Source organism: Woeseia oceani (genome assembly GCF_001677435.1).
Lineage (GTDB): Bacteria > Pseudomonadota > Gammaproteobacteria > Steroidobacterales > Woeseiaceae > Woeseia > Woeseia oceani.
This window is the reverse complement of the sequence record NZ_CP016268.1, coordinates 765,318-790,000: the sequence shown is the minus strand read 5'-3', so window position 1 is coordinate 790,000 and position 24,683 is coordinate 765,318. Positions and strand designations below refer to the sequence as shown.

Annotated in this window: 22 protein-coding genes; 10 read left to right on the top strand and 12 right to left on the bottom strand. The window is 57.8% G+C overall.

Annotated features, from left to right (window positions below; translation table 11 throughout):
* Positions 1-626: 626 nt before the first annotated feature.
* On the bottom strand, positions 627-1,823 hold the full coding sequence (gene tyrS, locus BA177_RS03435) for a tyrosine--tRNA ligase (RefSeq protein WP_068618835.1): 1,197 nt from the start codon (positions 1,821-1,823) through the stop codon (positions 627-629).
* A gap of 290 nt (positions 1,824-2,113) precedes the next feature.
* Here tyrS and BA177_RS03430 point away from each other — a divergent pair, with 290 nt between their 5' ends.
* From BA177_RS03430 to ppk1, 3 genes are read left to right on the top strand one after another with little or no spacing between them, the layout of a single operon-like run.
* A complete protein-coding gene (locus tag BA177_RS03430) occupies positions 2,114-3,523 on the top strand; it encodes a peptidoglycan DD-metalloendopeptidase family protein (protein ID WP_156762676.1) in 1,410 nt (469 codons plus the stop codon).
* 17 nt (positions 3,524-3,540) lie between these two features.
* Positions 3,541-4,671: an anhydro-N-acetylmuramic acid kinase gene (locus BA177_RS03425; protein ID WP_231892481.1), complete on the top strand. Its 1,131-nt coding sequence runs from the start codon at positions 3,541-3,543 to the stop codon at positions 4,669-4,671.
* 60 nt (positions 4,672-4,731) lie between these two features.
* A complete protein-coding gene (ppk1, locus tag BA177_RS03420) occupies positions 4,732-6,813 on the top strand; it encodes a polyphosphate kinase 1 (RefSeq protein WP_068612862.1) in 2,082 nt (693 codons plus the stop codon).
* Between the two features lies 1 nt (position 6,814).
* Here ppk1 and BA177_RS03415 read toward each other — a convergent pair whose 3' ends face one another.
* The 4 genes from BA177_RS03415 to BA177_RS03400 all read right to left on the bottom strand — a co-directional run bounded on the left by BA177_RS03415 (position 6,815) and on the right by BA177_RS03400 (position 9,952).
* Entirely contained in the window at positions 6,815-8,332 is a 1,518-nt protein-coding gene (locus tag BA177_RS03415) for a Ppx/GppA phosphatase family protein (RefSeq protein ID WP_068612859.1), read from the bottom strand.
* 69 nt (positions 8,333-8,401) lie between these two features.
* Complete coding sequence (gene erpA / locus BA177_RS03410; protein WP_068612856.1) at positions 8,402-8,767, bottom strand: iron-sulfur cluster insertion protein ErpA; 366 nt, start codon at positions 8,765-8,767, stop codon at positions 8,402-8,404.
* A 45-nt stretch (positions 8,768-8,812) separates the two neighbouring features.
* Positions 8,813-9,226, bottom strand: coding sequence for a bactofilin family protein (locus BA177_RS03405; protein ID WP_068612854.1), 414 nt, complete (start codon positions 9,224-9,226; stop codon positions 8,813-8,815).
* Between the two features lie 9 nt (positions 9,227-9,235).
* On the bottom strand, positions 9,236-9,952 hold the full coding sequence (locus BA177_RS03400; RefSeq protein ID WP_156762675.1) for a DUF6776 family protein: 717 nt from the start codon (positions 9,950-9,952) through the stop codon (positions 9,236-9,238).
* A 154-nt stretch (positions 9,953-10,106) separates the two neighbouring features.
* Here BA177_RS03400 and BA177_RS03395 point away from each other — a divergent pair, with 154 nt between their 5' ends.
* Positions 10,107-10,541, top strand: coding sequence for a CopD family protein (locus BA177_RS03395; protein WP_068612847.1), 435 nt, complete (start codon positions 10,107-10,109; stop codon positions 10,539-10,541).
* On the opposite strand, the gene BA177_RS03390 is transcribed toward BA177_RS03395, so the two are convergent.
* Positions 10,538-11,116, bottom strand: a complete 579-nt coding sequence (locus tag BA177_RS03390; RefSeq protein ID WP_082989830.1) for an RNA pyrophosphohydrolase — start codon at positions 11,114-11,116, stop codon at positions 10,538-10,540. The two genes, BA177_RS03395 and BA177_RS03390, sit on opposite strands and share 4 nt — an antisense overlap.
* A gap of 159 nt (positions 11,117-11,275) precedes the next feature.
* Between BA177_RS03390 and BA177_RS03385 the strand changes: the two genes are divergently transcribed.
* Positions 11,276-12,259, top strand: coding sequence for a FecCD family ABC transporter permease (locus BA177_RS03385; RefSeq protein ID WP_197493301.1), 984 nt, complete (start codon positions 11,276-11,278; stop codon positions 12,257-12,259).
* A gap of 11 nt (positions 12,260-12,270) precedes the next feature.
* Here BA177_RS03385 and BA177_RS03380 read toward each other — a convergent pair whose 3' ends face one another.
* The 6 genes from BA177_RS03380 to BA177_RS03355 all read right to left on the bottom strand — a co-directional run bounded on the left by BA177_RS03380 (position 12,271) and on the right by BA177_RS03355 (position 18,931).
* A complete protein-coding gene (locus BA177_RS03380; RefSeq protein WP_068612844.1) occupies positions 12,271-13,308 on the bottom strand; it encodes an ABC transporter ATP-binding protein in 1,038 nt (345 codons plus the stop codon).
* Complete coding sequence (locus BA177_RS03375; protein ID WP_082989829.1) at positions 13,308-14,960, bottom strand: ABC transporter permease; 1,653 nt, start codon at positions 14,958-14,960, stop codon at positions 13,308-13,310. The genes BA177_RS03380 and BA177_RS03375 overlap by 1 nt, the downstream gene beginning before the upstream one ends.
* 30 nt (positions 14,961-14,990) lie before the next feature.
* Positions 14,991-16,046 carry an extracellular solute-binding protein gene (locus tag BA177_RS03370; RefSeq protein WP_082989828.1) on the bottom strand — a complete coding sequence of 352 codons (1,056 nt, stop codon included), beginning with the start codon at positions 16,044-16,046 and terminating at the stop codon, positions 14,991-14,993.
* 84 nt (positions 16,047-16,130) lie between these two features.
* Positions 16,131-17,225 (bottom strand): GGDEF domain-containing protein, encoded by a 1,095-nt coding sequence (locus tag BA177_RS03365; protein WP_068612841.1) that lies wholly within the window; start codon positions 17,223-17,225, stop codon positions 16,131-16,133.
* 82 nt (positions 17,226-17,307) lie between these two features.
* Positions 17,308-18,411, bottom strand: a complete 1,104-nt coding sequence (locus BA177_RS03360; protein WP_068612838.1) for a prephenate dehydrogenase/arogenate dehydrogenase family protein — start codon at positions 18,409-18,411, stop codon at positions 17,308-17,310.
* Positions 18,412-18,568: 157 nt separating this feature from the next.
* Complete coding sequence (locus tag BA177_RS03355) at positions 18,569-18,931, bottom strand: hypothetical protein (protein ID WP_156762674.1); 363 nt, start codon at positions 18,929-18,931, stop codon at positions 18,569-18,571.
* Positions 18,932-19,179: 248 nt separating this feature from the next.
* Here BA177_RS03355 and BA177_RS03350 point away from each other — a divergent pair, with 248 nt between their 5' ends.
* The 5 genes from BA177_RS03350 to BA177_RS03330 all read left to right on the top strand — a co-directional run bounded on the left by BA177_RS03350 (position 19,180) and on the right by BA177_RS03330 (position 24,665).
* Positions 19,180-20,289 carry an S-(hydroxymethyl)glutathione dehydrogenase/class III alcohol dehydrogenase gene (locus BA177_RS03350; RefSeq protein WP_068612832.1) on the top strand — a complete coding sequence of 370 codons (1,110 nt, stop codon included), beginning with the start codon at positions 19,180-19,182 and terminating at the stop codon, positions 20,287-20,289.
* 141 nt (positions 20,290-20,430) lie between these two features.
* A complete protein-coding gene (gene pdxH, locus BA177_RS03345; protein WP_197493298.1) occupies positions 20,431-21,129 on the top strand; it encodes a pyridoxamine 5'-phosphate oxidase in 699 nt (232 codons plus the stop codon).
* Positions 21,130-21,140: 11 nt separating this feature from the next.
* Complete coding sequence (locus BA177_RS03340; protein WP_068612829.1) at positions 21,141-21,332, top strand: CPXCG motif-containing cysteine-rich protein; 192 nt, start codon at positions 21,141-21,143, stop codon at positions 21,330-21,332.
* On the top strand, positions 21,322-23,307 hold the full coding sequence (locus tag BA177_RS03335) for an LpqB family beta-propeller domain-containing protein (protein WP_068612826.1): 1,986 nt from the start codon (positions 21,322-21,324) through the stop codon (positions 23,305-23,307). Before BA177_RS03340 ends, BA177_RS03335 begins: the two co-directional genes overlap by 11 nt.
* Before the next feature lie 581 nt (positions 23,308-23,888).
* Entirely contained in the window at positions 23,889-24,665 is a 777-nt protein-coding gene (locus BA177_RS03330; protein ID WP_068612824.1) for a class I SAM-dependent methyltransferase, read from the top strand.
* Positions 24,666-24,683: the final 18 nt, after the last annotated feature.

Genomic DNA, 24,683 nt, shown 5'->3' with positions numbered 1-24,683 from the left:
TCCCCAAATTACAAAGATTTAACTTGGTTCTCACGTTGTTTTTGCCTCAAGCAAATTCCAACGCGAGCACCCACACAAATTATCTGATTAAGTTGTTAAAGAGCGTCCCCGCTAGCGCGGAGCAGACCCACAAGTATACAGGCGAAAGGACATCAATCAATAGCCCTAAGGCGCCTGTTGCTATTTTTTCTGGATCTGTCTGAAGGCGTATATTCCCTCAGAGAGCGGCGCATTATAGCGACGAATCCTCTGCGGTCAACCACTATTTCAAATTTATTTCAGGGGGGCCAATTTCCCACCTGATTGCGTCGCTGGGCAAGCACTACGAACAAGCCAGGATGATGATTTCGCCCTAAAAATACAGGCTATTCAGGAAACAGGCTCATCACGGGCAAGCCCTGAAGACTTGTGGCGCGCTGGCGGCAACCATCGGACTTTTTGCAGGGCAATGCGCAAGCAAAGCACCTGTCGTCAGGAGCAAATCAGGGAGTGACCGGCCGACCCGCCGGCGTTACAGCCACCGTTTGTGAATTCGCGTTCGTCACTCCGGCAATTGCGGCCGTTTTGCGCAGCCAGGATCTGGAGCGCTATGGCCAGGCCTCACCCTGTCGGGAACAGTGCCCGGCTCAAACGACACTGACTTTGGCGAACTTCCTCTTGCCAACCTGGTAAACGTGGGTACTGCCTGCCGCTAGCTCAATAGCGCGGTCATCGATGCGCTCGCCATCTATGCGCACAGCGCCCTGCTTAATCATCCTGAATGCCTCAGAGGTGCTTGCGACCAGACCGGCAGCACGCAATAGATGCGCAACCCCCAGACTGCCGTCGGTAGCAGACACACTGATCTCCTCAATCTCATCCGGCATGGCGCCCTGCTGGAAGCGCGCTACGAAGGCCTCCTGCTCACGCCTGGCGTCGGCGACACTATGGAACCGGGCCACTATTTCCTGGGCTAACTCAAACTTTACATCGCGCGGATTGCGGCCGGCCTCAACCGAGGATTTCAATTCCGTGAGCTCCCCGAGGGGCCGGAAACTAAGTACTTCGAAATACCGCCACATCAGATCGTCAGAAATTGACATGATCTTGCCGAACATCTCGCCCGGCGCCTCGGTGATACCGATGTAGTTGTGCAGCGATTTCGACATCTTCTGCACGCCGTCCAGACCCTCCAGCAACGGCGTAGTCATTACAACCTGAGGTGCCTGCTGGTAGTGCTGTTGCAGCTGCCGCCCCATCAGCAGATTGAATTTTTGATCGGTACCGCCCAACTCCACATCAGCCCGCAAAGCAACAGAGTCGTAGCCCTGAACCAGCGGATAAAGAAACTCGTGGATCGCGATCGGCTGCCCACCGTTATAGCGCTTATTGAAATCATCCCGCTCCAACATGCGGGCAACAGTGTTATTGGCTGCCAGCTTGATAAGGCCCGCCGCATCCATTTTTGACATCCAGCGAGAATTGAACTCAACCCGGGTCCGCTCAGGATCCAGAATCTTGTAGATCTGCTCCTTATAGGTGCTGGCGTTGGCTTCTATGTCTTCCGGGCTTAATGGCGGTCGCGTGGCATTTTTGCCGCTAGGGTCGCCAATCATGCCGGTGAAATCACCAATCAGAAAAACCACATCGTGGCCAAGTTCCTGAAACTGGCGCATCTTGTTAATTAGTACTGTGTGGCCTACATGGAGATCCGGTGCCGTCGGATCGAACCCGGCCTTGATCACCAGCGGACGCCCGAGCTCCAGCTTTTCCTTTAGACCACCTTCCGGCAAAATCTCGTCACAGCCACGTGCCAGTTCGTCGAGTTGTTCCTGTATTTTCATAGTTATTAGGCTACCGGTGATTTTCAGCTGCGGAACTTTAGCACTCCGCGGCTGTTTTTGAAGTACAGGCCGCTCATTTGCGCTGGAAAAACAAGCAATGATGACAACCATACGGTGATTGGTGCGGGTGCCACCGGAGACGAAAGGCCAGCCCCAGAACCCACATCAGTTTATTTTTTTAACATTATGATTTTGAGAGCCTTTTCTTTGACGTTAGCAATGAGCGGTTGTACAGTACCGGCAACGCCACACCCCCGGGGATTAACGCCGTGCCAAGACCGGTGAACCTATTGCTTCACGATTACAAACAACCCCCGAGCAAACCCGCTGCGCCCGGCAAAGCCTGGCGATGGTTTGCACTGGGATTGGGCTTACCGCTGCTGGCGATCGCCGGATTCTCGACGATCAAGAGCGCGCCTGGATCGAATCAGGCCAATAAAGCCGTCGAGCCCGACACAATACAAACTGACACGATGGAAGCTGCGCTCAGCGATACGCTACGCATTGCCGAGCCGTTCCCGCAATTCATCAACCGCCCTGCCAAAGTCGCCCACAACGCGTTTCATCCGCCATTGATCCTGCCGGAAGCGCCGCAGTTCGACGTTGTCAGCCATACGATCAAATCGGGCGACACTCTCGAACAAGTATTCAGGCGGAACAAGATCAGCCTCGCGGATCTGGCGGCAATAGTCAGGCTACCCGAGGCTGCCAACCACCTGAAGATCCTGCGCCCTGGCGACACTTTCGAGATTGGCCACAATGAAGGCCAGCTGATGAGCCTCTATCGTGAACTGAATCTCACACAGTCATTGCAGATTTCCCGAAACGATGATGGCTTTTTGGCAGAACTGGTCGAACGTCCGATCGAAACCGTTCGGCGCAATGCATATGGCCGGATTGAGTCGTCGCTATTCGAGAGTGCGGCGTCTGCAGGACTGCAAGATAAGTTGATTATGAACCTCGCAGGCATTTTCGCCTGGGATATCGATTTCGTTCTCGACATCAGAACGAACGACGATTATTACATCCTCTATGAAGAGATCTGGCAGGACGGAAAGTTTGTAACGACCGGAGAAATCATAGCGGCCGAATTCAACACCAATGGCCGTACTTTTCAGGCAGTCCGTTACGTTGACCCTGAAGGGCACTCAGACTATTTCACTCCGGATGGACGCAGCGTACGGAAAGCATTCGTTCGCGCACCGGTCGACTTCACCCGCATAAGCTCGAACTTCAACCCTAACCGTAAACACCCGGTGCTCAACACGATTCGAGCCCACAAGGGCGTGGATTACGCCGCACCCAAGGGCACGCCAATCAAAGCAGCCGGCGATGGCAAAGTTATTTTCCGTGGGCGCAAGGGCGGCTATGGCAACGCCGTTATCCTGCAACACGGTGGCAACATCACCACGCTGTACGCGCACATGTCGAGCTTCGCCAAGAACGCACGAGTGGGTAAGCGGGTTCGTCAAGGAGAAACGATCGGCTTCGTTGGCAGCACAGGTCTCGCAACAGCGGCCCACCTGCACTACGAATACAGACTCAATGGGGTGCACCGCAACCCACGCACGGTGCAACTGCCGCAAGCAGATCCGATCAAACAAAAATACCGCAGCGAGTTTATGGCGACGGCCGAACCGATTCTGAACGAGCTGCAAAACTACAAGCGAACGCAAATTGCAGCCGCATCTTTTGACTAGGCGAGTGAGCTGCTTAATTGCCCGATAAGCCAGCATGGAGCGGCCTGTACGTCGGGCTAATCTCGGGCACCAGCATGGACGGCATCGACGCCGCGCTCGTCGACCTTGACCACACCCGCTGCAGGATCATCGCTGCAAAAACCTGTCCTTACGCTCCGGAATTACGCGACACGCTGTTTCACCTCAGCCGGAATCCGGAGGAATGCACGATCGACGAAGTCGGCCGCATTGATCACTGGATTGCCGAATCATTCAGAGATGCGGCTCTCGCTGTGATGCGGGATGCCGGGGTAACAGCAGACGCTGTGACAGCTCTTGGCAGCCATGGGCAAACCCTTCGACACAAACCACGGGCCGCCCGCCCGTTCACGATACAACTTGGCGATCCGAATATTATCGCCGCCGGAACCGGCATCACGACAGTGGCCGATTTTCGCCGTCGTGATCTGGCCGAAGGTGGCGAAGGCGCGCCACTGGCTCCTGCCTTCCACGCCTGGGCCTTCAGCAGCCCGGCTAAACGGGTGATTCTGAACATTGGTGGTTTCGCGAACGTCACGGTCTTGAACAGCGCTAACAACGGCATCAGCGGCTTTGATACCGGCCCCGGTAATTCACTCATGGATACCTGGTGCCAGCTGCATAAAGGCAAGGCCTACGATGAAGATGGTCGCTGGGCGTCTTCCGGCGTAGTTGATAGCCGGCTCCTGAACCAGATGTTGGGCGACGACTACTTTGCCCTGCCTCCACCCAAGAGCACTGGCTTCGAGTACTTCGACAATGCCTGGCTGGCACGGCACCTGGAGGACGGACCGGCGCGCCGGGCAGACGATGTTTTGGCCACTTTGTGTGACCTGACAGCCTGCACTATCGCCGACGCCATCGACACCTACGCGGCAGATGCGCGGGACGTTCTTGTTTGCGGCGGCGGCGTACACAATCAACATTTGCTGCGGCGACTACAGGACAAGCTGCCGCATCAAGTAGTCGCCAGCACTGCAACGGCAGGCGTAGAGCCCGACTGGATCGAAGCGGCCGCGTTTGCCTGGCTCGCCGCGCGTCGCCTTGCCGACCTCCCGGGCAATATTCCGGCCGTCACTGGTGCCCGCGTGCCCGCCATACTTGGCGGTGTCTTTTCGGGACGCAATTAACCTTCCCGCAATACTCTGCTTGCTACACTAAGCGAATCTATCAAGGGCCAGAGAACTATCTTGGACGCGCCTGCTGAACCTGCTACCGACCTCTATATCAACCGGGACCTGAGTCTGCTGGAGTTCAATCGCCGTGTGCTCGAACAGGCGAATGACCCGGAGATTCCGCTGTTGGAACGGCTGCGTTTCCTGTGCATATCGTGCACCAACCTCGATGAGTTTTTTGAGATCCGCGCAGCATCTTTGAAGCAGCTGCTTGAAATGGGCGCGCCGGCTCCGGGGCCGGACAACATGACACCGCAACAGCTGCTCGACGAAATCCGGCGTCGCTCTGTTGAACTGATACGCGCTCAGTACGACTTGCTGAACGACGTACTGTTGCCGCAGCTGGCGGAACACCGGATCGAGTTCGCGCGCCGTGAGAGCTGGAGCAATGAACAATGCGCCTGGCTGGCAAAGTATTTCCACACAGAAATCGTACCGGTACTGACACCGCTGACCCTTGACCCTTCACGGCCCTTCCCGCGAATACTGAACAAGAGCCTCAACTTCATCGTACGCCTGAATGGCGAGGACGCATTTGGGCGTCGCCGGCACCGGGCGATAGTGCAAGCGCCGCGTTCACTGCCGCGCATTATTCGCTTGCCCGACAACCTGTGTAGCTCCGACTCAGAATGCTATGTCTTTCTGTCGTCTATCATTCACGAGCACGTCAGCGAATTATTCCCCGGCATGGCCGTCGATGGCTGCTACCAGTTTCGAATCACGCGTAACAGTAATCTGTACGTCGACGATGAAGAAGTCGATGATCTAGTGCGCGCGCTCGAAGGCGAACTGGCCGCCAGTCGCTACGGGGAAGCAGTGCGCCTGGAAATCAGTCAGCAATGTCCGGACGACCTGTGTGAGTTCCTTCTCGATCACTTTTCGCTGGACCGCGCGGACATGTTTGCCGTGGATGGTCCTGTAAACCTGAATCGACTGATCGCCGTCTGCGAGATGGCCCACCGCCCGGAACTTTTTTACCCGGCTTTTACGCCGGGAATACCCGACGCGCTACGCAACGAAGACGACATTTTCGCCGTGCTGCGGAAGCAGAATATCCTGCTGCACCACCCGTATCAGTCATTCGCACCAGTGATCGACTTTGTGGCTGCGGCCGCCGCAGATCCGCGCGTTCTCGCGATCAAGCAAACGCTGTACCGAACCGGCGCCGCATCGCCAATCGTTGATCGGCTGGTTGAAGCCGCCCGTGCTGGCAAAGAAGTCACGGTAATCATTGAGCTGATGGCGCGTTTCGACGAAGCAGCCAACATCTCACTGGCCAATCGTTTGCAGGAAGCCGGCGCGCATGTTGTTTACGGGCTGGTCGGATTCAAAACGCACGCAAAAATGTCGATGGTCGTGCGCCGCGAACAAGACAAACTCCGTCGGTATGTACACCTGGGTACTGGCAACTATCACCCAGGGACAGCACGCGCTTATACAGACTACGGTTTACTGAGTGCAAGCCACAAGCTGGGAGAAGACGTCCACAAAGTTTTCATGCAACTCACAAGCCTTACCCAAGCCAAGAACTTAGACCGCCTTCTTACGGCACCATTCTCGCTGTTCAAGGAGTTGATACGACGCATCGAGCGTGAGATCGAATTTGCAAACTCAGGGCATGACGCCCGGATTATTGCCAAGGTCAATGCGTTGATCGAACCACAGATTATCGACGCACTCTATCGCGCATCCGCCGCGGGCGTGCAGATAGACCTTATTGTGCGGGGTATTTGCTCCCTGCGGCCCGGTGTTCCGGGGTTGTCCGACAACATACGAATACGATCAATCGTTGGCCGCTTCCTCGAACATTCGCGTGTTTATTATTTTCACAACGGTGGCGCCGAGGAATTCCTATGTTCCAGTGCGGACTGGATGGATCGTAACTTTTTCCGTCGCACCGAAGTGTGTTTCCCTATACGGCAACGGCCACTCAAGAATCGTTTGAAACGCGACCTTGAACTCTTTCTTGCCGATAATTGCGGCGCATGGGAACTCCACGGTGATGGCCATTACGTTCGTCTGCAACCCAAGGAAGGTGAGGAACGCGTGTCCGCGCAACTAACGCTACTTGATGAGCTGAGCGGCAGCGCAACGTAGATTAGGCAGCGATCGTCTCTACGGTAAGTGAGAAGCCGGCTTGCTGAAGGTAACCTTGCTCGCGCTGCAAATCGGCCAGGGTCAACGGATTGTCCGCCAGCCAGGCAGCCGGAAAGGCAATAACCAGCGATCGCTTTTTCACTTTGAGCGTGATCGCTGGCATTTGCTCGGAACTTCGACTTCGATTGATCAGCACCGCAAGCCGCAACAATATGCTCAGTCGCAACCCTTTGCTGCGCCAGCCTGTGGCCAGCTTGCGGCTCGCCGACAAGCTTAGCTGCCGACGCTGACTGGCAATTAGGAAGGCAAGCAGCCCCTGCTCCGACCATGGAAAGCCCGGCATGTCTGCATTGGCCGCAATGTAGGCGCCATGGCGCTGATGGCCATCGTGAGAGATATCCAGGCCGATTTCGTGCAAACGCGCCGCCCAATTCAGCATATTGTGCGCAAGATCGGAGGTCAGATCCCATTCATCGGCACACTGCTGTAACAAATCGTTTGCCGTTGCCGCGACGCGGTCGGCCTGCCGTTCATCGACGTGGTAACGGCCCGCCATCGCCCTGACAGTACGCTCGCGCGCATCCTCGTGCTGCAAACGCCCCAGCATCTCGTAAAGCAGCCCTTCGCGCAGTGCGCCGTCAGAGGTTTGCATACGCGGAATACGCAGTACCTGCAGAACCTCTACCAGGATCGCCAGGCCACCGGGCCAAACCTGCGCGCGCCGCTCTGATAAGCCGGGCAACTTCAGGTTCTCAATAGTGCCAAAGTCCGTCACGCGATCGATCAATGCTTCGACAACCGGCACAGTCAGGCCGACGCCATCCAGAACACCAATTTCGCGGGCAACAGCTTCGGTCGCAAGTATTGTTCCGGACGTGCCTATCGCTTGCAGATCCGGGGCCTCGCGAAAAAAAGCTTTGACCGGTCGCAATTCCAAACGCGCGGCGAGGCGGGCACGCTCAAACGATTCGCGGCTAATCTCACCGTTGCGGAAATAGCGCTCAGTCATTGCAACGCAACCGAGATGAAGACTTTCCAGCGCTTTCGTGTTGTCGGCACGACCCAGAATCAATTCGGTACTGCCACCGCCAATATCAAGTACCAGTCGGTGACCAGCATGCGGCGGCAGGCTATGCAGCACACCTTTGTAGATCAAGCGCGCTTCTTCCACACCCGAAATGACTTCAATGGGGTGGCCCAGAGCGTGCTCAGCCGCAACACCGAAATACCGCGCATTTTTCGCCCGGCGCAATGTGCTGGTGCCGGCAGCCCGCACATTTTGGGCATGCATGTCCCGCAATCGCTCACCAAAGCGCGACAGGCATTCCAGCGCCCGCTGTTTCGCAGCGTCACTGAGTTCACCGGTGATTTCGAGGCCTTCGGAGAGCCGGACCGTTTCCCGCAAGCGATCGATAATGGTCAGCTGGCCGTGGCGCAACTCACCAACAATCATATGGAAACTGTTCGAACCCAGATCAACCGCAGCAATGACTTCGGGCACATCTGCGGCGCGGGTCATGCGGTCAAATGATTGTACCGATTCGACGCTAATGGCCCCGTCCTGGTGCGCCGGCTGTACTCGCCAGCTTCAGACGTTAAAAGAAGAACCGCAACCGCAGGTGGTCGACGCATTCGGGTTTCGAATGACGAATTGCGCACCTTGCAGATCTTCCTTGTAATCGATTTCGGCGCCCATCAGGTACTGAACGCTCATCGGATCGACGAGCAGAGTCACACCACGGTTCTCAACCTTGCTGTCACCCTCTTCCATGGCCTGATCGAAAGTAAAGCCGTATTGGAAACCTGAACAACCACCACCAGAAACAAACACTCTCAGTTTCAGGTCCGGGTTGTCCTCTTCCTTTATCAGCTCACTAACTTTGTCAGCCGCCGCATCCGTGAAGACGATCGGTGGTGGCGGCATTGTGTTACTGCTGTTGTTTTCAACTTGCATGATTTTAGTCCTGCCCGAGCAATCACCGGGGTGTTGTCAGGTAATTCAGACGGCTTTCGCCGGCTCGGCGTTTTCCGCCTTCTCCAGCAATGGCACCTGCCCGTCTGGCTGGTGCACCAGCTTGCCGTTGATTTCAGCGCCTATCGCCATTTCAATCAGATTGTAATACACATTGCCAATGACTCGCGCGGTGGGACCAAGTTCCACCCTGTGCCCCGCGACGACATCACCGCGCACGATGCCATTCAGTATGACATGGGGCACAGTCACGCCACCTTCAATAGCGCCGTCCTCAGATACTGTCAGCGCCGAGTTACTGTCCGGGTCAGCGGTGACGCTGCCTTTGACGACACCGTCCACGTGACACCCCCCGGCAAAGTGCAAGTCCCCGTTAACCTTGGAGTTACTGCCAACCAGGGTGTCAATAACCGTGTGTCGCTTGTGCTTGCGCCCGAACATGTCCTCTCCTCAGCTCTGACTCATCTGCCAGAGGTAGCTTTGTTTCACGCTTTCTACCGATTTGGTGCGCGAATTCACTTCAATATTGATGCGTTGCGGCTGAAAGCCGGACGGCATGATCAGTTGGCGCTCAAAGTCCTGAAAATAACGAAAGGAAAAGGGCCAACTGCTGTCCTCGTTCTCCGGTAGCAGCTCAGCCAGCGTAAACGTGCGGGCGGCGCCATCCTGCTCGCCTTCCACCGTAAAGTCGACCTCGCCTTTGACCGTCTGATCATGCTGCTTCACCTGGACCAGCACGACACGAAGGCTGTATACGCCCTCCTCATTGGTCTTGACCAGCTTGACGTCCTGGACGCGCAAGCCACGGCCACCGTCGGCCGGCGAAATGATGCCGCGATAAAATTCAATGGCATCCCGCTGCTCCTGGATCTTGCGCTGAAACTCACCAAGACTCGCTTCAACGTCCTTGTATGCCGCCCGATCAATATTCCTGTGGGTCTCCAGCAGTGCAATCTGTTCTTTCTGAGCCTCGATCGCCGCTTCGAGTTGTTCGATTTCCCAGGTCAACGCCTGCCGCTCTGCGAAGGCGTCGGCGACGTTGTAACCCGCCTGAATTCGACCGAACTCGAAGGTAAGATAAGCACCGAGCAACACAGCGACTACGAGCCCACTGCGTACGACCCAGGCAGGCACGCCACTGATGTGTACCGGTGATTTTCTGCGCAAAATGTACTGCCAAGCCGTGTCAAAGGCGTTATGTTACGCGCAGGCCAGCGCAAACAGAAGTGCAGCAGATCACGGAATCGCACGATAACGAAATGAAAAATTCGCGAAATTTATCGGTTTCCCGCCAGAATTCGGGACAGGATCTGTGGCAGTTATGCAGCTAGGCCAGTGGTACCCGTGGGTGAAGGCCCTGCATGTCGCATTTATGGTGACCTGGTTCGCCGGTTTGTTCTATTTGCCACGGTTGTTCATTTACCACGCCGAGGCCAGCGACTCGATCAGCCTGCAACGCTTTCAGGTTATGGAGCGCCGGCTTTACGCGATGATGACGCTGGGCGCGACGGTGACGATCATCCTCGGTCTGTTGCTGTTGTGGATCAACCCGGGCTTGCTGATGATCTTCTGGTTTCGGCTCAAATTGCTCTTGCTCGCCGGGTTGATCGTCTTCCACCTGCGCTGCCGGAACTGGATGAACCGCCTGAAAGGTGAATTTAGCCCGGAAAATACCCGCTGGTTGCGATTCTTCAATGAGATTCCGGTTATTTTTCTACTCGGAATCATCACCCTGGCAATCCTGAAGCCGGCTTAGTCTTCTTTTGCCTTGCGCTGCCGGGCAGCATCTTTGTCGAACACGACCTTCCAGCGATGCGGCCACCATTTGGGGCGCGGCGGCAAGCCCTCTGGGTAAAGCGACGGCCCCAGCGCATTCAGCGCCTGCACGTACACCCGTCGCTTGAAGTAAATCACCTCGGTGACCGGTCGCCAGAAATCCACCCAGCGCCAGCGATCAAATTCCGGGGTATCACAGCAATCAAACCGCAGGCGTTCCTCGCCACCGCGCAACCTGAGCAAAAACCATTGCTGTTTCTGGCCTATGCACAAAGGCTTGCTGCCGTGGCGCAGGTATTTTTTTGGCAGACGGTAGCGCAGCCATTCGTCGGTTTCGCCCAATATCTCAACATCGCCGGGCCGCAAGCCGATTTCCTCGCGCAACTCGCGAAACATCGCATCCTGTGCCGACTCGTCCTTGTGCATGCCGCCTTGCGGGAATTGCCAGCCTTTACTGCCGACGCGGCCGGCCAACAGCAATTTGCCTTCGGCATTGCACAAGATGATGCCCACATTAGCGCGGTAACCATTGGAATCGATACAGTCGTTACTCATAGCTAGCAGTGTTTCATTTGCAGGAACCGGCGGAACAGGCGCTTAGCTTGCCCGAATTCACGTCACTTGTACCACCCCCTTGCATTGATTAGCCTTGCTGACTATCTGAATGAGGCACGCGACGTAGAGAATGTTATCCCCCCGCTGGAGCGATCGACCGTGCCGTTAAGACCTGCATTCGGGCTCTTTTTCCTGCTGTTACTCCTTAGTGCGGCGAGCATTGCTATCGCATTGCTCTACGGCAGCGCGCAGCTCGGTGCGAGCGATGTTCTAGATGCATTCAGCGGCAATGCATCGGCGGCAACCCACACGGTCATCATGGAGTTGCGCCTGCCACGGGCGTTGACCGCTTTCGGCGTCGGGGGACTGCTCGCCGTTGCCGGAGTGCTCATGCAGGTGCTGCTACGCAACCCGCTTGCTGAACCGTACATACTTGGCAGCTCCGGCGGTGCGGCCGTCGCCGCCTTGCTGGCGATGTTGCTGGGCTGGAACGCGGTCATGCTCAACAGCGCGGCATTCACGGGTGCCATGACCGCCAATCTGCTGGTTTTTTCGATTGCGCAAGGCACCGGCAGCTGGCCACCGGCGCGGTTGTTACTGACCGGCGTTGTGCTGGCCGCCGGCTTCAGCGCGGCGACCACGCTGCTGCTGGCGCTCAGCCCGGATCAGAACCTGCGGGGCATGCTGTTCTGGCTCATGGGCGACCTGAGCTTCGCTCACGCACCCGGCCGCACCTTGTGGCTGCTACTTGCCATCACTGGCGCGGCAACACTGTCGGCGCGGCATCTGAATGTGCTGTCCCGCGGCGAGCTGGAAGCCGCGGTGCTTGGCTTGCCGGTTGCAACGTTCCGACTTGCGTTATTCGCCGTAACCGCACTGGCGACCGCCATTTCGGTCACAACGGTGGGGGTCATCGGCTTCATCGGCCTGGTGGTGCCGCATGCCATTCGATTGCTTGCAGGCAGTGATCACCGCTTGCTGGTTCCTGCCTCAGCGCTTGCGGGTGGCTGCCTGCTCGTGGTGGCCGATACCATCGCCCGCAGCGTGCTGGCACCCCGGCAATTGCCGGTCGGCGCATTGACGGCTGCATTGGGCGTGCCGTTGTTCCTCTACCTGATGAGCCGCAGTCGTCGGGTATCCTGACAACGAGAAGGTTACCGGCGGGCAAAAACCACGATGTGGTCCGTTTCCAGTCGAATGCCGATGGCCTCACCGACCGGGTGATTGTGATGACTCGGTACCGACGACAAGAGTGTCGCGCCGCTCACTGTTTTCAGTTCGTAGAGAAATTCTGAGCCTTTGAACTGCTTCGAGATGACTTCGGCTTTCATCAGACTGTCGTCGTCGTGAACAACATCATCCGGACGTAATAACACGTCGACTGAGGTGCCTTCGGTCAATGGCTCCTCCATGCGCCCGGACATCGTCCCCAGTTCGGTCTCCACAAGATTCTCGCCACGGACCCGCCCTTCCAACCAGACACCTTTGCCGACAAAGTCGGCGATGAAACGATCTGCTGGCCGGTGGTAAAGCCGGTACGCACTGTCCCATTGCAACATCCGTCCCCCACGCAGCACGCCCACATCATCAGCGAGTGCGAACGCGTCGTGATGATCGTGCATCGCGACCAGCGCTGTCGTTCCGAGTTGGGTCAGCAGCTGTCGAATCTCCTGCCCCAGATCCTGGCGCAAGCTGGCATCGAGATTGGAAAACGGTTCATCCATCAGCAGCAACCGCGGCTCTGGCGCAAGCGCCCTGGCGAGTGCAACTCGCTGTTGTTGCCCGCCGGATAGTTCGTGCGGATATCTCGCCGCGAACTCGGCCAGGCCAACCAGTTTCAGGAACTTCATTGCCAGCAAACGGGCATCGCGCTTCGGCTGCCGGTGCAACGCAAAAGACACGTTCTGCTGCGCGGTCAAATGCGGCAGCAGCGCGTAGTCCTGGAACACCATGCCAATACGCCGTTCTTCGGCTGACATGTGCATGCTGTTGGAACTAAGCAAGGTAGCGCCTGCGCGAATTTCGCCGGCACTGATTTGCTCGAAGCCGGCAATACAACGCAACAAGGTGGTCTTGCCGCAGCCGCTGGGGCCCAGAATGCAGCCGATACGCCCGCCCTCCAGACTGAGCGACACCTCGTCCAGTACAGGCTCCTCTGTATATCGATGGCTGATTGCGTTGATTTCGAGCATCAGTCGTTGCGCCGACTGAGTATGACCACGGGCACCAGCCCGGCCAGCACGATTGCCAGGGCCGGCAACGCGGCGCGCTGCCACTCACCTTCCGTTGTGAGCTGGAATACACGAACAGCCAGCGTGTCCCAACCGAACGGCCGGGTCATCAGGGTAATCGGAAGTTCTTTCATGACATCAACAAAAACCAGTAACAGTGCCGTTACGATTGCGGGCCTGAGTATCGGCACATGCACACGACCCAGCAAGCGCAAGCCCGACACTCCCATGCCACGAGCAGCGTCTTCGATACTCGACTTGATGCGCAGCAAGGCACTGTCAATGGGTCCATGCGCAACGGCCAGATACCTCGCCATGTAAGCCAGCAAGACAACGCTAAGTCCACCCTGCAATGCAACGACAGTGCCGCTATCGGACAGAAGTGTACCGTTTATCCAGCGACTGAGTGCTGCTACCGGCACGAAAAAGCCGACCGCAAGGACAGTACCCGGAATGGCATAGCCCAATGTTGCGATTCGCGCCAGCGCCTGATTCATTCGGCCGGGAGCGTAACGAACGGCGAAGGCCAGAAGCACGGCGACCGTTGTAATCAATGCCGCGGCCATGGTCGCCAGCATCAACGTGTTGCCAGCCAGGTGCCAATAACGGGCGTCGAATTCAACACCAAAGCTGCGCACACTCCAGACCAGTATCAGGCTGGCCGGCAAGACGAACGCAACGAACAGAACGGCGGCACAGTACAAACTGACAGACAGTCGCTGCGGCTTACCGAGCTCCAGCCTGGAATGACCCGCACTGGCCGTGCTGGTGTAACGGGACGCACCGCGAAAACGTTTTTCCAACAAAAGCGCGCCAAGCACCAGTGTTACCAGCACCAGTGACAATTGCAGCGCCGACTGCAAAGAGAACAAGCCATACCACGATCGGTAAATGGCGGTAGTGAACGTCGTGAAGTTGAATAACTGGACCGTGCCGAAATCGGCAAGACACTCCATGATTGCAAGGCTGACGCCGGCGACTATCCAGGGCCGCGCCAGGGGCAAAGAAACGCGGAAGAAGCCTTGCACAGGTCTGAAGCCACAACTTTGGGCCACCTCAATACCGCGCACGCCCTGACTCGCGAATGCCTGACGGCAAATAAGAAACACGTACGGGTACAACACGAGGCTTAGCGTCAGTATTGAAGCGCCAGCCGGCCCCAGACCAGGAAACTCGGTATCGGCACCGAAGGTCGCGCGCCATCCAGACTGCAGAGGCCCGGTGTATTCGAACAATGCGGCGAGGGCAAAACCGAGAACATAGCCGGGCATCGCCATCGGCAACAACAGCGCCCATGCAAAGAACCGGCGGCCGGGAAACTCGCAGGTTGCAACAAACCAGGCAAGCGAAACGCCGAGTAACGATGTGATAGTTGCAACACCGGCGACCAGCAACAGTGTGTTGGTGAAAGCTTCCGGCAGCACGTAGGTCAGCAAATGCGACCAGATGTCACCCGTATCGACGAATAAGGACGACAGCGCCACCAACAGTGGCGCGGAAGCAATCAGCGCGATTAACGCGACGAGCCAACCAAAACCAGCGTGCCGCCCTGATCGGGCGGCACGCACGGAAGCGTCAACGGCTTGCGCCGGTACAGCCGTGGGGCCTTGCATGGGCTTCAAGCGCCAACCACCTGTCGGAGTTTAACGATAGCCAGCCCGGTCCATGAGTTTCACGGCATCGGCCTGAAACTCACCAGCCCTGGCAACGTTCATCGGGCTGGCGGAAAACTCGCCCCAGGCTACGACCATTGGATGCGCCGCCACCGTCGGGTTCGCCGGGTACTCCATGTTTTCGCCGCCCAGCAATTTCTGCGCCTTCGGTTGTGACATCCAATCAAGCAAAGCAATGGCGCCTTCCGGGTTCTTGGCGTGACGGGTCACACCGGCACCCGAAACATTGACGTGGACACCGCCCGTGTCAGCAGCTGGCCAGAAAATCGCCACCGGGATATCGGGATTCTCTTTCTGGAGCCGACCAAAATAATAGGTATTCACGATACCGACCTGGCACTGCCCCGCCTCTATCGCTTCAATGAGCTTGGTGTCATTGGAAAACACATCGGTCGCCAGATTGGCCACCCAGCCGCGAACAATTTCTTCGGTACGACGTTCGCCCAAAGACGCGATGAGCATTGCGACCAGGGACTGGTTATAGACTTTTGCCGACGTCCGCAGGCAAAGCTTGCCGGCCCATTTCGGGTCAGCGAGATCGGCATACCCTTTAAGGTCGGCCGGGTCCACGCTGCGGGTGTCATACACAATCGTCCGGGCGCGTACCGACATCGCGAACCACTGATTTTCCGGATCGCGCAAGTGTTCGGGTATGTCCGCCTGCAGCACGTCGGAGCGTACCGGCCGCAACACACCTTTTTCGGCGGCGTACCACAGATTGCCCGCATCCACGGTCAGCAACAGGTCCGCCGGCGTTGTTTGACCTTCAGCGAGCAGCTTCTGAATCAGTGGTTGTTCGCTGTCTGTCGTGTAACGAACCTCAACGCCCGTCTCGGCGGTGTACGCGTCGAAAATCGGTTTGATCAGTTGTTCCGCGCGCGCGGAGTACACCACGACAGGCTCCGGTGCCTTGTCGGCAGCCGTGGTCGCAGCAGGTTCAGAATTGTCAGCGCCACAAGCAACCAGCAAGCAAGCGATAGCTAACGCGGTGAATCCCGGAATACGGGCAGATAACGAATTCGGCATGGCAATGGTTCACTCTGCTAACTTAATGATAATGCTTCTCATTATCACATACGGCGAGAGCGCTTGCCAACGGCTAAATGCCCGCTATTCGACGGCAACCCTGTCGCGCCCCTCGGATTTCGCCCGGTAGAGTGCAACATCCGCGCGCGCAAGCAAAGACTCACCCAACGATTTCAGATCCGCGCCCTGCGGCGGCGCCGCACAGGTCGCAATCCCGATCGACGTGGTAATGATCTCGCTCTGTTCCGCGTTCACCGATACCGGTGATGCGGAAATGCTGGCGCGAATTCGCTCGGCGAGCGCCCGTGCCGCGGCAAAATCCGTCGCAGGCAACAGAACAACAAACTCCTCGCCACCGAAACGGGCGGCAACATCACTGACGCGAACCTGGGATTCAATGCGCTGTGCGACTTCACGCAAAACTTCGTCACCCGCGGCATGGCCGTAACTGTCATTGATCCGCTTGAAATGATCGATGTCGAGCATCAGGCAGACCAGCGTAGTTTGCTCGCGGGAGGCACGCGCCAGTTCTTCCTTGAGACGCAGTTGCAGGTAGCGGCGGTTGTGCCAACCGGTAAGAAAGTCGGTATGCCCGCTGCGCAACAAACGGGCGCGGTTGAGAACGTTCTCCAGAGAAAACGACGCGATCACTCCCAGGTGCGAAAAAAAGTCCGTCGCGTGCAGCGCGGTAAAGCGGTCGTCGTCCTTGCTGCCAAAATTCAGGCTGCCGAGCAATCGACCCTTGTGCATCAGCGGCAGCAACGCTACCGATGACAGGCCCAGATCAGGGGGCAGAATCAAGGCGTGATCCGCTTTCATGTAGCGACCGAGCCACGGCCTGGTCAAGGCAACGAACTGTGGCGCCATGCCGCCAAGACTGTCGACAAAAGTCAGCCCGGGGAACTCTTCCGGCTCATGCCCACTGGCAAGCAGCAGGTGACGTACGTTGTGATCCGGATCGGCAAGCACAACACTGACCGCGTCCAGGCGGTAGCTGTCACGCAAGCCGTCGAGCAAGACATGCAGCAACGACGCAATATCTTCGGCATTTAACAGTGTGAGCTCGCGCTCCTGCGATACACGCAGAATACGGGTATTCCGCTCGACTTCACTGGTAAGGCGTTTGAGCTGGCTGCGAAGCTGTCGGAGCTCGTTTTCCAGGTCCCGCTGCGACCGCATACTCACTCACTCCGTCGGCTCATTCGACATTCGGGTTTTGACCAGTAAGTGCCAGTCGCACTGCCTGACACTATGCTCTGCACTAAACGGCGTCACTCGGCGCACTACGCGTCGCAAGGTATTCCTTGCCATGACGCATTAGCTCGACGAAGCCCGCCTGGTCGCCATCGGCAACCAGCTTGCGAATTCGGTTAACGGAATCGCACAACGCGTCCAGCGGACCGATACCGAATTCATTCAAATGCTGAATTTCAAAATACAGGTACGGATTCTCACGAGCTACCGCGCTCGAAATAAGCAACTGCGAATCAAAAGTGGTCGACGACAGTTTCGCCAACCTGGGTGCCGCCTCACCACTTTCTGCGAGCGCGGTGAAGAAGGCGATATTAAGCGCATGCGACAATCCAAGGACGTAAGCGATGAGCCGATCGTGATCTTCGAGGTTCATTTCCAGTTGCGTGACCATCGTCGCGCTGAACATCTCTCTGGCCGTACGGGTTGCATCCGCCGAGCCTGCATCCACGAATATCAGGTGCCGACCCGATAACAAGTTCGTATCCGGACCAAACATCGGGTGCAACGACGTTACCTTGCAGCCCGCTGCCGCCATCTCACGCAACCCCGCTTTGAGCGGCGATTTCAACGAGCCGATATCAAACACCAGCCCGCGCGGTTTCAGCGTCGCCAGCTCAAGCAGAATTTGTCCGCTGATGGCCAATGGCGCGGCAACAACGATGACGTCGAAATCCACGCCAGCGTCATGCCAGTCTTTGTAGCAACGATCACCGTCCTCAATGGTGGTATCGGCGATGGTCACCGCGTAACCCTGCGACGCAAAGAACTCCGCAAACCAGCCACCCATCTTGCCCGCACCACCAATAAGCAGGACGCTTTGTCCATCACCCCGGCCTTCGGCGGCAACCCGGTCGCGTTCCTGGCTCGCCAGCGAAGAGCGAATCAGTGAAGCCATGATGGATTCGGCCAGATCCGGATCTACGGATAAGGCGCGAGCCTGCTCCCGCGCCAGTCCAAGGACAACTTTTTCGCGCTCAAAATCGCGGGTCGCCCGGCCGGTCGTAAGCTTGGTCTTGCCAATGCGGCCAACAATCTGCTGCCGTCTGGCTATCAATTCCACCAGCTTACGGTCGATGCCGTTCAGCTCGTTACGCAGTTCATCCAGTTCCATGTTGCAACAGTTCCCAATAGTGTTTCGACGCTAACCCCGTTTTACCGCAGATCCCGCCACAACAGAAGGAACCGGACTCCCGAAACGAAAAAAGCCTCCGGACTTCGGGTCCGGAGGCTTCGGCTTATGGCAGCCCGTTTACCTGGAAATGCCGGTCTCAATGACGGCGATGCGGCTTGCGGTGCTTGTTGCGTTTGCGCTGTTCGTGGCGCTTCGCCTTGTGGTATGACTTGCGGTACTGCTTGCTACGATAGTCCCGCTGGTAGCGTTGGTAGACGTGGTGCCAGCTGTGCTCAAACCTGAGCCGGTGCAGATTCCTCTCATACCAGCGCAGGAAGTCTCGATTATTGCGCATTGCGCGCGGCAGCACCGACCCGTGGTGGTAAACGTAGCGTTGTCCGCTCACCGGACCGTGATAACTTTTGTAGCCGGGTTCGTGAGCATTCGCCGCGGGCATTGCAACGAACAGGAGTCCGGCTACCAGGGCCAGAGTTGCACATTGTGAATTAAACGTTCGCATGACGGGTACCTCCGATTGCATCATCACGCCGCCAGAATACGGCGCCCGCGATGAACCGAAGCTTAATGCAACACTTTGTTTTTAATCGTTTTATGAACGATAGCTGAACACCACTTCAGAAGCATCGAGCGCGACCGATCCACAGCCGGTGACCGCCAACCTCCCCGGCCCGCCCTACCGGGAGAAGGCCAATCATGCGAGTATTCCGGCAACGTCCCGCCCACCCAGACTGACAGGAATTTCTAGCCATGAAGACGCGTGCTGCCGTTGCTTTTGAAGCTGGCAAACCATTGCAGATTGAAACCCTCGACCTTGAAGGACCCAAGGCCGGCGAAGTTCTGATTCGAAACGTGGCAACCGGTGTTTGCCACACCGACGCATTCACCTTGTCCGGCGAAGATCCGGAGGGCATCTTTCCTGCGGTGCTCGGCCATGAAGGTGGCGCGATCGTTGAAGAAGTTGGCCCGGGCGTGCGAGACATCAAAGTTGGTGACCACGTCATCCCTCTCTACACACCCGAATGCCGCGAATGCAGTTTCTGCACCTCGGGCAAAACCAATTTATGCCAGGCCATCCGCGCCACCCAGGGACAGGGCCTGATGCCGGATGGAACGACACGCTTTTCATTGAACGGCAAACCCATCTATCACTACATGGGCACATCGACCTTCAGCGAGTACGGCGTACTGCCCGAAATAGCACTGGCACAGGTCAGTATATCGGCACCGCTGGAAAAAATCTGCCTGTTGGGCTGCGGCATAACGACCGGTATTGGCGCAGTGATCAATACCGCCAAGGTCGAACCCGGCGCAACCGTCGCTGTATTCGGCATGGGTGGCGTCGGCTTGAGTGCTATTCAGGGCGCCGTAATGGCCAAGGCGAGCCGGATCATTGCCATCGACATCAACGAAGGCAAATTCGAACTTGCCCGTCAGATGGGCGCAACAGACACCGTCAATCCCAATGATCACAGCAACCCGATTCAGGAAGTGATTGTCGAAATGACCAATGGCGGCGTTGACTACTCTTTCGAATGTGTCGGTAACGTGAACCTGATGCGCGCCGCGCTCGAATGCTGTCACAAGGGCTGGGGCGAATCAGTTATCGTCGGTGTTGCCGGGGCTGGCCAGGAGATTTCCACCCGGCCATTCCAGTTGGTCACCGGACGGGTATGGCGCGGTTCCGCGTTTGGCGGTACACGCGGCAAAACACAATTGCCGGGCATGGTCGAGCAGTACATGGGCGGCGAAATCAAGGTCGACGAGTTCATCACGCACACGATGCCGCTTGAGGACATCAACAAAGCATTCGACCTGATGCACGAGGGCAAAAGCATCCGCACCGTCATTCATTTCTAGACGGGCCGGATCAGGCCGGGTTCAGCCACGCGCATCGGGGCGAGACTACCTGCATGACCGGCTGATAGAAGGCCACCGCGCGGTCTGCTACTCTCCGCGCACAAGGCCAGACTGCGGCCCATGACTTTCAGGCAAGTAACTGTGAACAACATTCAGGCAATGGATCGTCTACCCGAAGTCCTTCCGCAAAACCCCATGGAACTCGCCAGCGAGTGGTTCACGCATGCGCAGGAACAGGCCGCACAACGCAACCCCAATGCGATGTCATTGGTCAGCGTCGGCGACGACCTGCAGCCATCGGTTCGCATCGTGCTGTGCAAGGCGTTTGTTGCAGAACCCGGCTACCTCGTTTTCTACACCAATTACCAATCCCGCAAGAGCACGGAAATCAGCGCTCACCCGCGAGTTGCCGCGGTCATGCACTGGGATGCACTGGGCCGGCAGATTCGCATCGAAGGTCAGGCCGTGCGTTCACCCGCCAGCGAAAGCGACGCCTATTTCGCGACCCGCGGCTGGGGCAGCCAGCTGGGCGCGTGGGGCTCGGACCAGAGTCGGCCGTTGGAATCACGGGACAAGCTGATCGAACAACTGCGGGCCCGAGCCAACGATTTGGGCGTTGCACTTGGTGAAGACACCAACACGCTGGCCAGCGCCACGCCACCGACGATCCCGCGCCCTCCGCACTGGGGCGGTTTCAGGATCTGGATTCAGGCCATCGAACTCTGGGTGGAAGGCGGTGACCGCATTCACGACCGGGCACGCTGGCACAGAACACTGACAGCAGGCGATGCACAGGGTTTTGCAGCCGGCAGCTGGAGCGGCAACCGTCTGCAACCCTGACGGCTACGGTAATGAACGCAGCACTGATCGAACAACGTATACATTGCCCGTTTTGCGGGGAATCCATGCACGTACTGATCGACACCTCTGCCGGTGACCAAAGCTACATAGAAGACTGCCAGGTCTGTTGCCGACCCATGCAGATCGCTTTCACCTGCGCAGACGATGACTCTGTTGACGTCCAGGTAAGCCGTGACGCGTAACGGACGGCACAGAGCCGCACTGCTGGCTACTCTGGTTTGTTCGCTGCAGGTCAGTGCCGAATTTCGCCTCAATCAGGGCACCAATATTTCGGCGGACGTCAATCCTGCCGACGGTCGGCTGGCCGTCGACCTGCTCGGCAACATCTGGACCGGTGCAGCCCGCGGCGGCGATTTGCAAAAGCAAACCAGTCTGGCGGCGACAGCACAACGGCCTCGCTGGTCGCCCGATGGCAAGGAAATTCTCTACCAGGCTCACGGTGCCAACGGCACGGCGCTCTGGCGTGTCAATCCGGATGACGGCCGCAACAGTCGACTGACCCCGGCCGGCCTGCAAGAACAAGCGGGCGACTGGCACCCGGACGGCGAACGCATTGTTTATTCGGCCGCGCGCGATGGCGACAACCTCGACATCTGGGAACGCGACCTGGCCAGCGGCGTCGAGTACCGTCTGACGCATCACGACGGTGACGAAAGCGAACCCGCCTGGTCCGCGGACGGCCGACACCTGTGCTACGTCCTGCACGAGAACGATCGCTGGTACCTCGTCGTGCGCCGCTATTCCGGCGAACCTCAGCGCTTGCTGGAATCGGCGACGCCGCTATCAGCACCTTCATGGCGGCCCGACAACACGTTAATTACCTATCTGCAACAAGGTGAATCAGGTCGCCTTAGCCTGAACATGCTGATCCTGTCGGAGCCGCCGCTCGCACGAACACTGGTCGATGGGGAGGACTTCTTTCTCAGTGCCCCCAGCTGGATTGATCGCACGCAATTCGTATACACCGCCGACGGCGTGATCAAGAGCCGGCATTTCGAAGATCGCAATTCAGAAGAAATACCGTTCTCTGCGCTGGTGCAGAACGCTGGCCAGCGCCGCGGGCCGGCCGGTCCTGTGGCGCCGTTGCCCGACGAGAAGCCGGTTCGGGGCGAGTTCGTCATTCGCGCCGCACGACTGTATGACGGGCACGGCGTCGACTACCGCTACAACGTCGATGTGCTGGTTCGCGATGGTTTCGTCGTTGCGGTTGAAGATCAGACACCAAGAACCGAACTGACCGTATTCGACATTGGCGACATTACCGTCATGCCCGGCCTGATTGATATGTACGCCAGCCTGCCCGGCGACGACGTAGCGGCCATGGGGCCGCTGCTGCTGGCCTTTGGTGTGACTACACTGGTCTCTGCGGACGCCCCTGAATTTGACACCAACGTTTGGGCGGGAGAAATACTGCCGGGCCCCCGGCTGCTGCGGGCGGCGGAAATAACACAGGAACCGCCGGCCGGACCGGACCGGGACATCCGCCTGTTGACCGCCGTCGAACAGCGAACCGCAAATCCACGAATGAACTCAGCATTGCAGCAATGGCGCAAACGCGGCGTGCCGTTACTGGCCGGCAGCTGGAGCTCCGGCCTGGCAATGAATGCTGAACTCATGCTCGGTACGGCCAGCATGCCCGTGTCGCCCCAGGGCCGGCGCTATGCCGACATAATTGAACTGACCAACGGCGGGCCGTTGTTACTCGTGTCCGGGATGGCTGACGCCGGCACGCCAGGCCTCGCCGCATTGCGAGCCCTGCCACCGGCGACGCAACTCAGGACTGCTACAGCAACCGCACGCAGCTCAGGCGCCACGCCCCTGATCGGCAACAGCATCAGCGCCGTCGTGGTTGGCAGCCGGCCGTCGGGCTTACCGCCCGGACTGGCCACCCAAGCCGAACTTCTTGCCCTGCAGGCGGCTGGACTCCCGCCCTACCAGGTACTGCACGCGGCAACCGGAGGCGGCGCGACGGCGCTGGGATTGGGGGCCGACCTGGGCCGGATAGCCGCAGGCGCTCGTGCCGACCTCTTGCTCGTCGCCGGCGACCCCCTGAGCAACGTCGCCGACAGTGCACAGGTTATCGCTGTGGTCAGGGATGGCCGCTTCCTCAGTGTGGCCAGCCTGCTCGAACGCGTGACACTCAGTCGCGTCGATTAATTTGACAGGCGGCGGCTCTCGTCAGCACTGTCGCCCGCTTGCGACAGAATTAAACATAATCAATCGCCGCGTTTTCAACGCGACAATCGTGCGCCGACACTATTGACTAGCATTATCAAAGAGTTACGGAGCAGCGGCCGGCGCAACGGCGGTATTGCCCGACGCCCGCTGTCGGGTTTGTTTACAAAGCAATCCACACTGCTCGGTCAGCACACGCAATATTTTCTGTAAGCGCTTGAAAACCGGTTTAAAAGAGCGGGTTGGCATAGCTCTTGCTTTGTATGTACTGCCCAAGCGAAGTGTAGTTGGCCCCGGTAAACGGATTCATTACAAACAGGATTTAGACGCCAGAAGAAAAACAATCACAAAATAATAAGATCAAAATCCAATAATAATAATTCAGTTTTGTGCCTGTGATCCGGAATTCCAGCTACCTCTCTGACTAAAGAGAGACTAGCCCCGCAACCACGTTGCGGGGCTTTTTATTTGCTCATTCCAAAATGAACTAGCGCCGCACTTTGCCCGCCAAAACCAGTCTTACCCGCAGCACGGCAATCAACGACTTTGCGGGGGAATGAAGGATGAGTGCAAAACCGATCACCTTTTACGCGTTGCTGGCTCTATTGAGCTGCACTGCAAACGGGGCGGCGGCCGACGCCGTCAACAAGACCGACATGTATACGGCAGCCGTCGACAACATGGCGCGCAGTGAGAAAGACCGGCAACGCGACGCCGGCCGGCAACCCGGGGCCGTTCTCAACTTCCTCGGTATCAAACCCGGAATGTCCGTGCTTGACCTGTATTCCGGTGGCGGCTACTACACCGAGTTGCTGTCCTACGTTGTCGGCAGCAAGGGTAAAGTCGTTGCTCACAGCAACGACGCCTATGCTCGTATGGCCAACGCTGAAACGTCAGTCCGTTACGCCGATAACAGACTGCCGAACGTCGTCTCGCTGATGGCCGAGAACAATGAACTCGAACTGCAGGCGAACAGTCTGGACGCTATTCTGATGGTGCTGTCATACCACGATATTTACTACGTCGATGCCGACGGCGGCTGGCCAAGAATCGACGGCGAGAAACTCCTTGCCGAACTCCATCGTGGCGCCAAACCGGGTGCTGTCTTGGGCATAGTCGACCACTATGCCGCGGCAGGGTCGCCACGCGAAACCGGCGGCACAACGCACCGTATCGATCCGGCGCTGGTAATCGCGGAAGTCGAAGCAGCCGGCTTCATACTTGAGGAGCAGAGCAACGTTTTGCGCAATCCGGCGGACGACTACAGCCGTACCGTTTTCGAACCTGACCTGCGCGGGAAGACCGATCGTTTCGTGTTGAAATTTCGTAAACCGCGCTGACCGCGGCTTGCTTGCAGT

Bases quoted from the DNA above. Each gene is read 5' to 3' on its own strand.
- BA177_RS03375 (WP_082989829.1), bottom strand. From the start codon at position 14,960: ATGCAAGGCCCCACGGCTGTACCGGCGCAAGCCGTTGACGCTTCCGTG.
- BA177_RS03330 (WP_068612824.1), top strand. From the start codon at position 23,889: ATGAGTGCAAAACCGATCACCTTTTACGCGTTGCTGGCTCTATTGAGC.
- BA177_RS03405 (WP_068612854.1), bottom strand. From the start codon at position 9,226: ATGTTCGGGCGCAAGCACAAGCGACACACGGTTATTGACACCCTGGTT.
- BA177_RS03380 (WP_068612844.1), bottom strand. From the start codon at position 13,308: ATGCTCGAAATCAACGCAATCAGCCATCGATATACAGAGGAGCCTGTA.
- tyrS (WP_068618835.1), bottom strand. From the start codon at position 1,823: ATGAAAATACAGGAACAACTCGACGAACTGGCACGTGGCTGTGACGAG.
- erpA (WP_068612856.1), bottom strand. From the start codon at position 8,767: ATGCAAGTTGAAAACAACAGCAGTAACACAATGCCGCCACCACCGATC.
- BA177_RS03340 (WP_068612829.1), top strand. From the start codon at position 21,141: ATGAACGCAGCACTGATCGAACAACGTATACATTGCCCGTTTTGCGGG.
- BA177_RS03390 (WP_082989830.1), bottom strand. From the start codon at position 11,116: ATGAGTAACGACTGTATCGATTCCAATGGTTACCGCGCTAATGTGGGC.
- BA177_RS03395 (WP_068612847.1), top strand. From the start codon at position 10,107: ATGCAGCTAGGCCAGTGGTACCCGTGGGTGAAGGCCCTGCATGTCGCA.
- BA177_RS03365 (WP_068612841.1), bottom strand. From the start codon at position 17,225: ATGCGGTCGCAGCGGGACCTGGAAAACGAGCTCCGACAGCTTCGCAGC.
- BA177_RS03350 (WP_068612832.1), top strand. From the start codon at position 19,180: ATGAAGACGCGTGCTGCCGTTGCTTTTGAAGCTGGCAAACCATTGCAG.
- BA177_RS03415 (WP_068612859.1), bottom strand. From the start codon at position 8,332: ATGACCCGCGCCGCAGATGTGCCCGAAGTCATTGCTGCGGTTGATCTG.
- BA177_RS03370 (WP_082989828.1), bottom strand. From the start codon at position 16,046: ATGCCGAATTCGTTATCTGCCCGTATTCCGGGATTCACCGCGTTAGCT.
- BA177_RS03360 (WP_068612838.1), bottom strand. From the start codon at position 18,411: ATGGAACTGGATGAACTGCGTAACGAGCTGAACGGCATCGACCGTAAG.
- BA177_RS03355 (WP_156762674.1), bottom strand. From the start codon at position 18,931: ATGCGAACGTTTAATTCACAATGTGCAACTCTGGCCCTGGTAGCCGGA.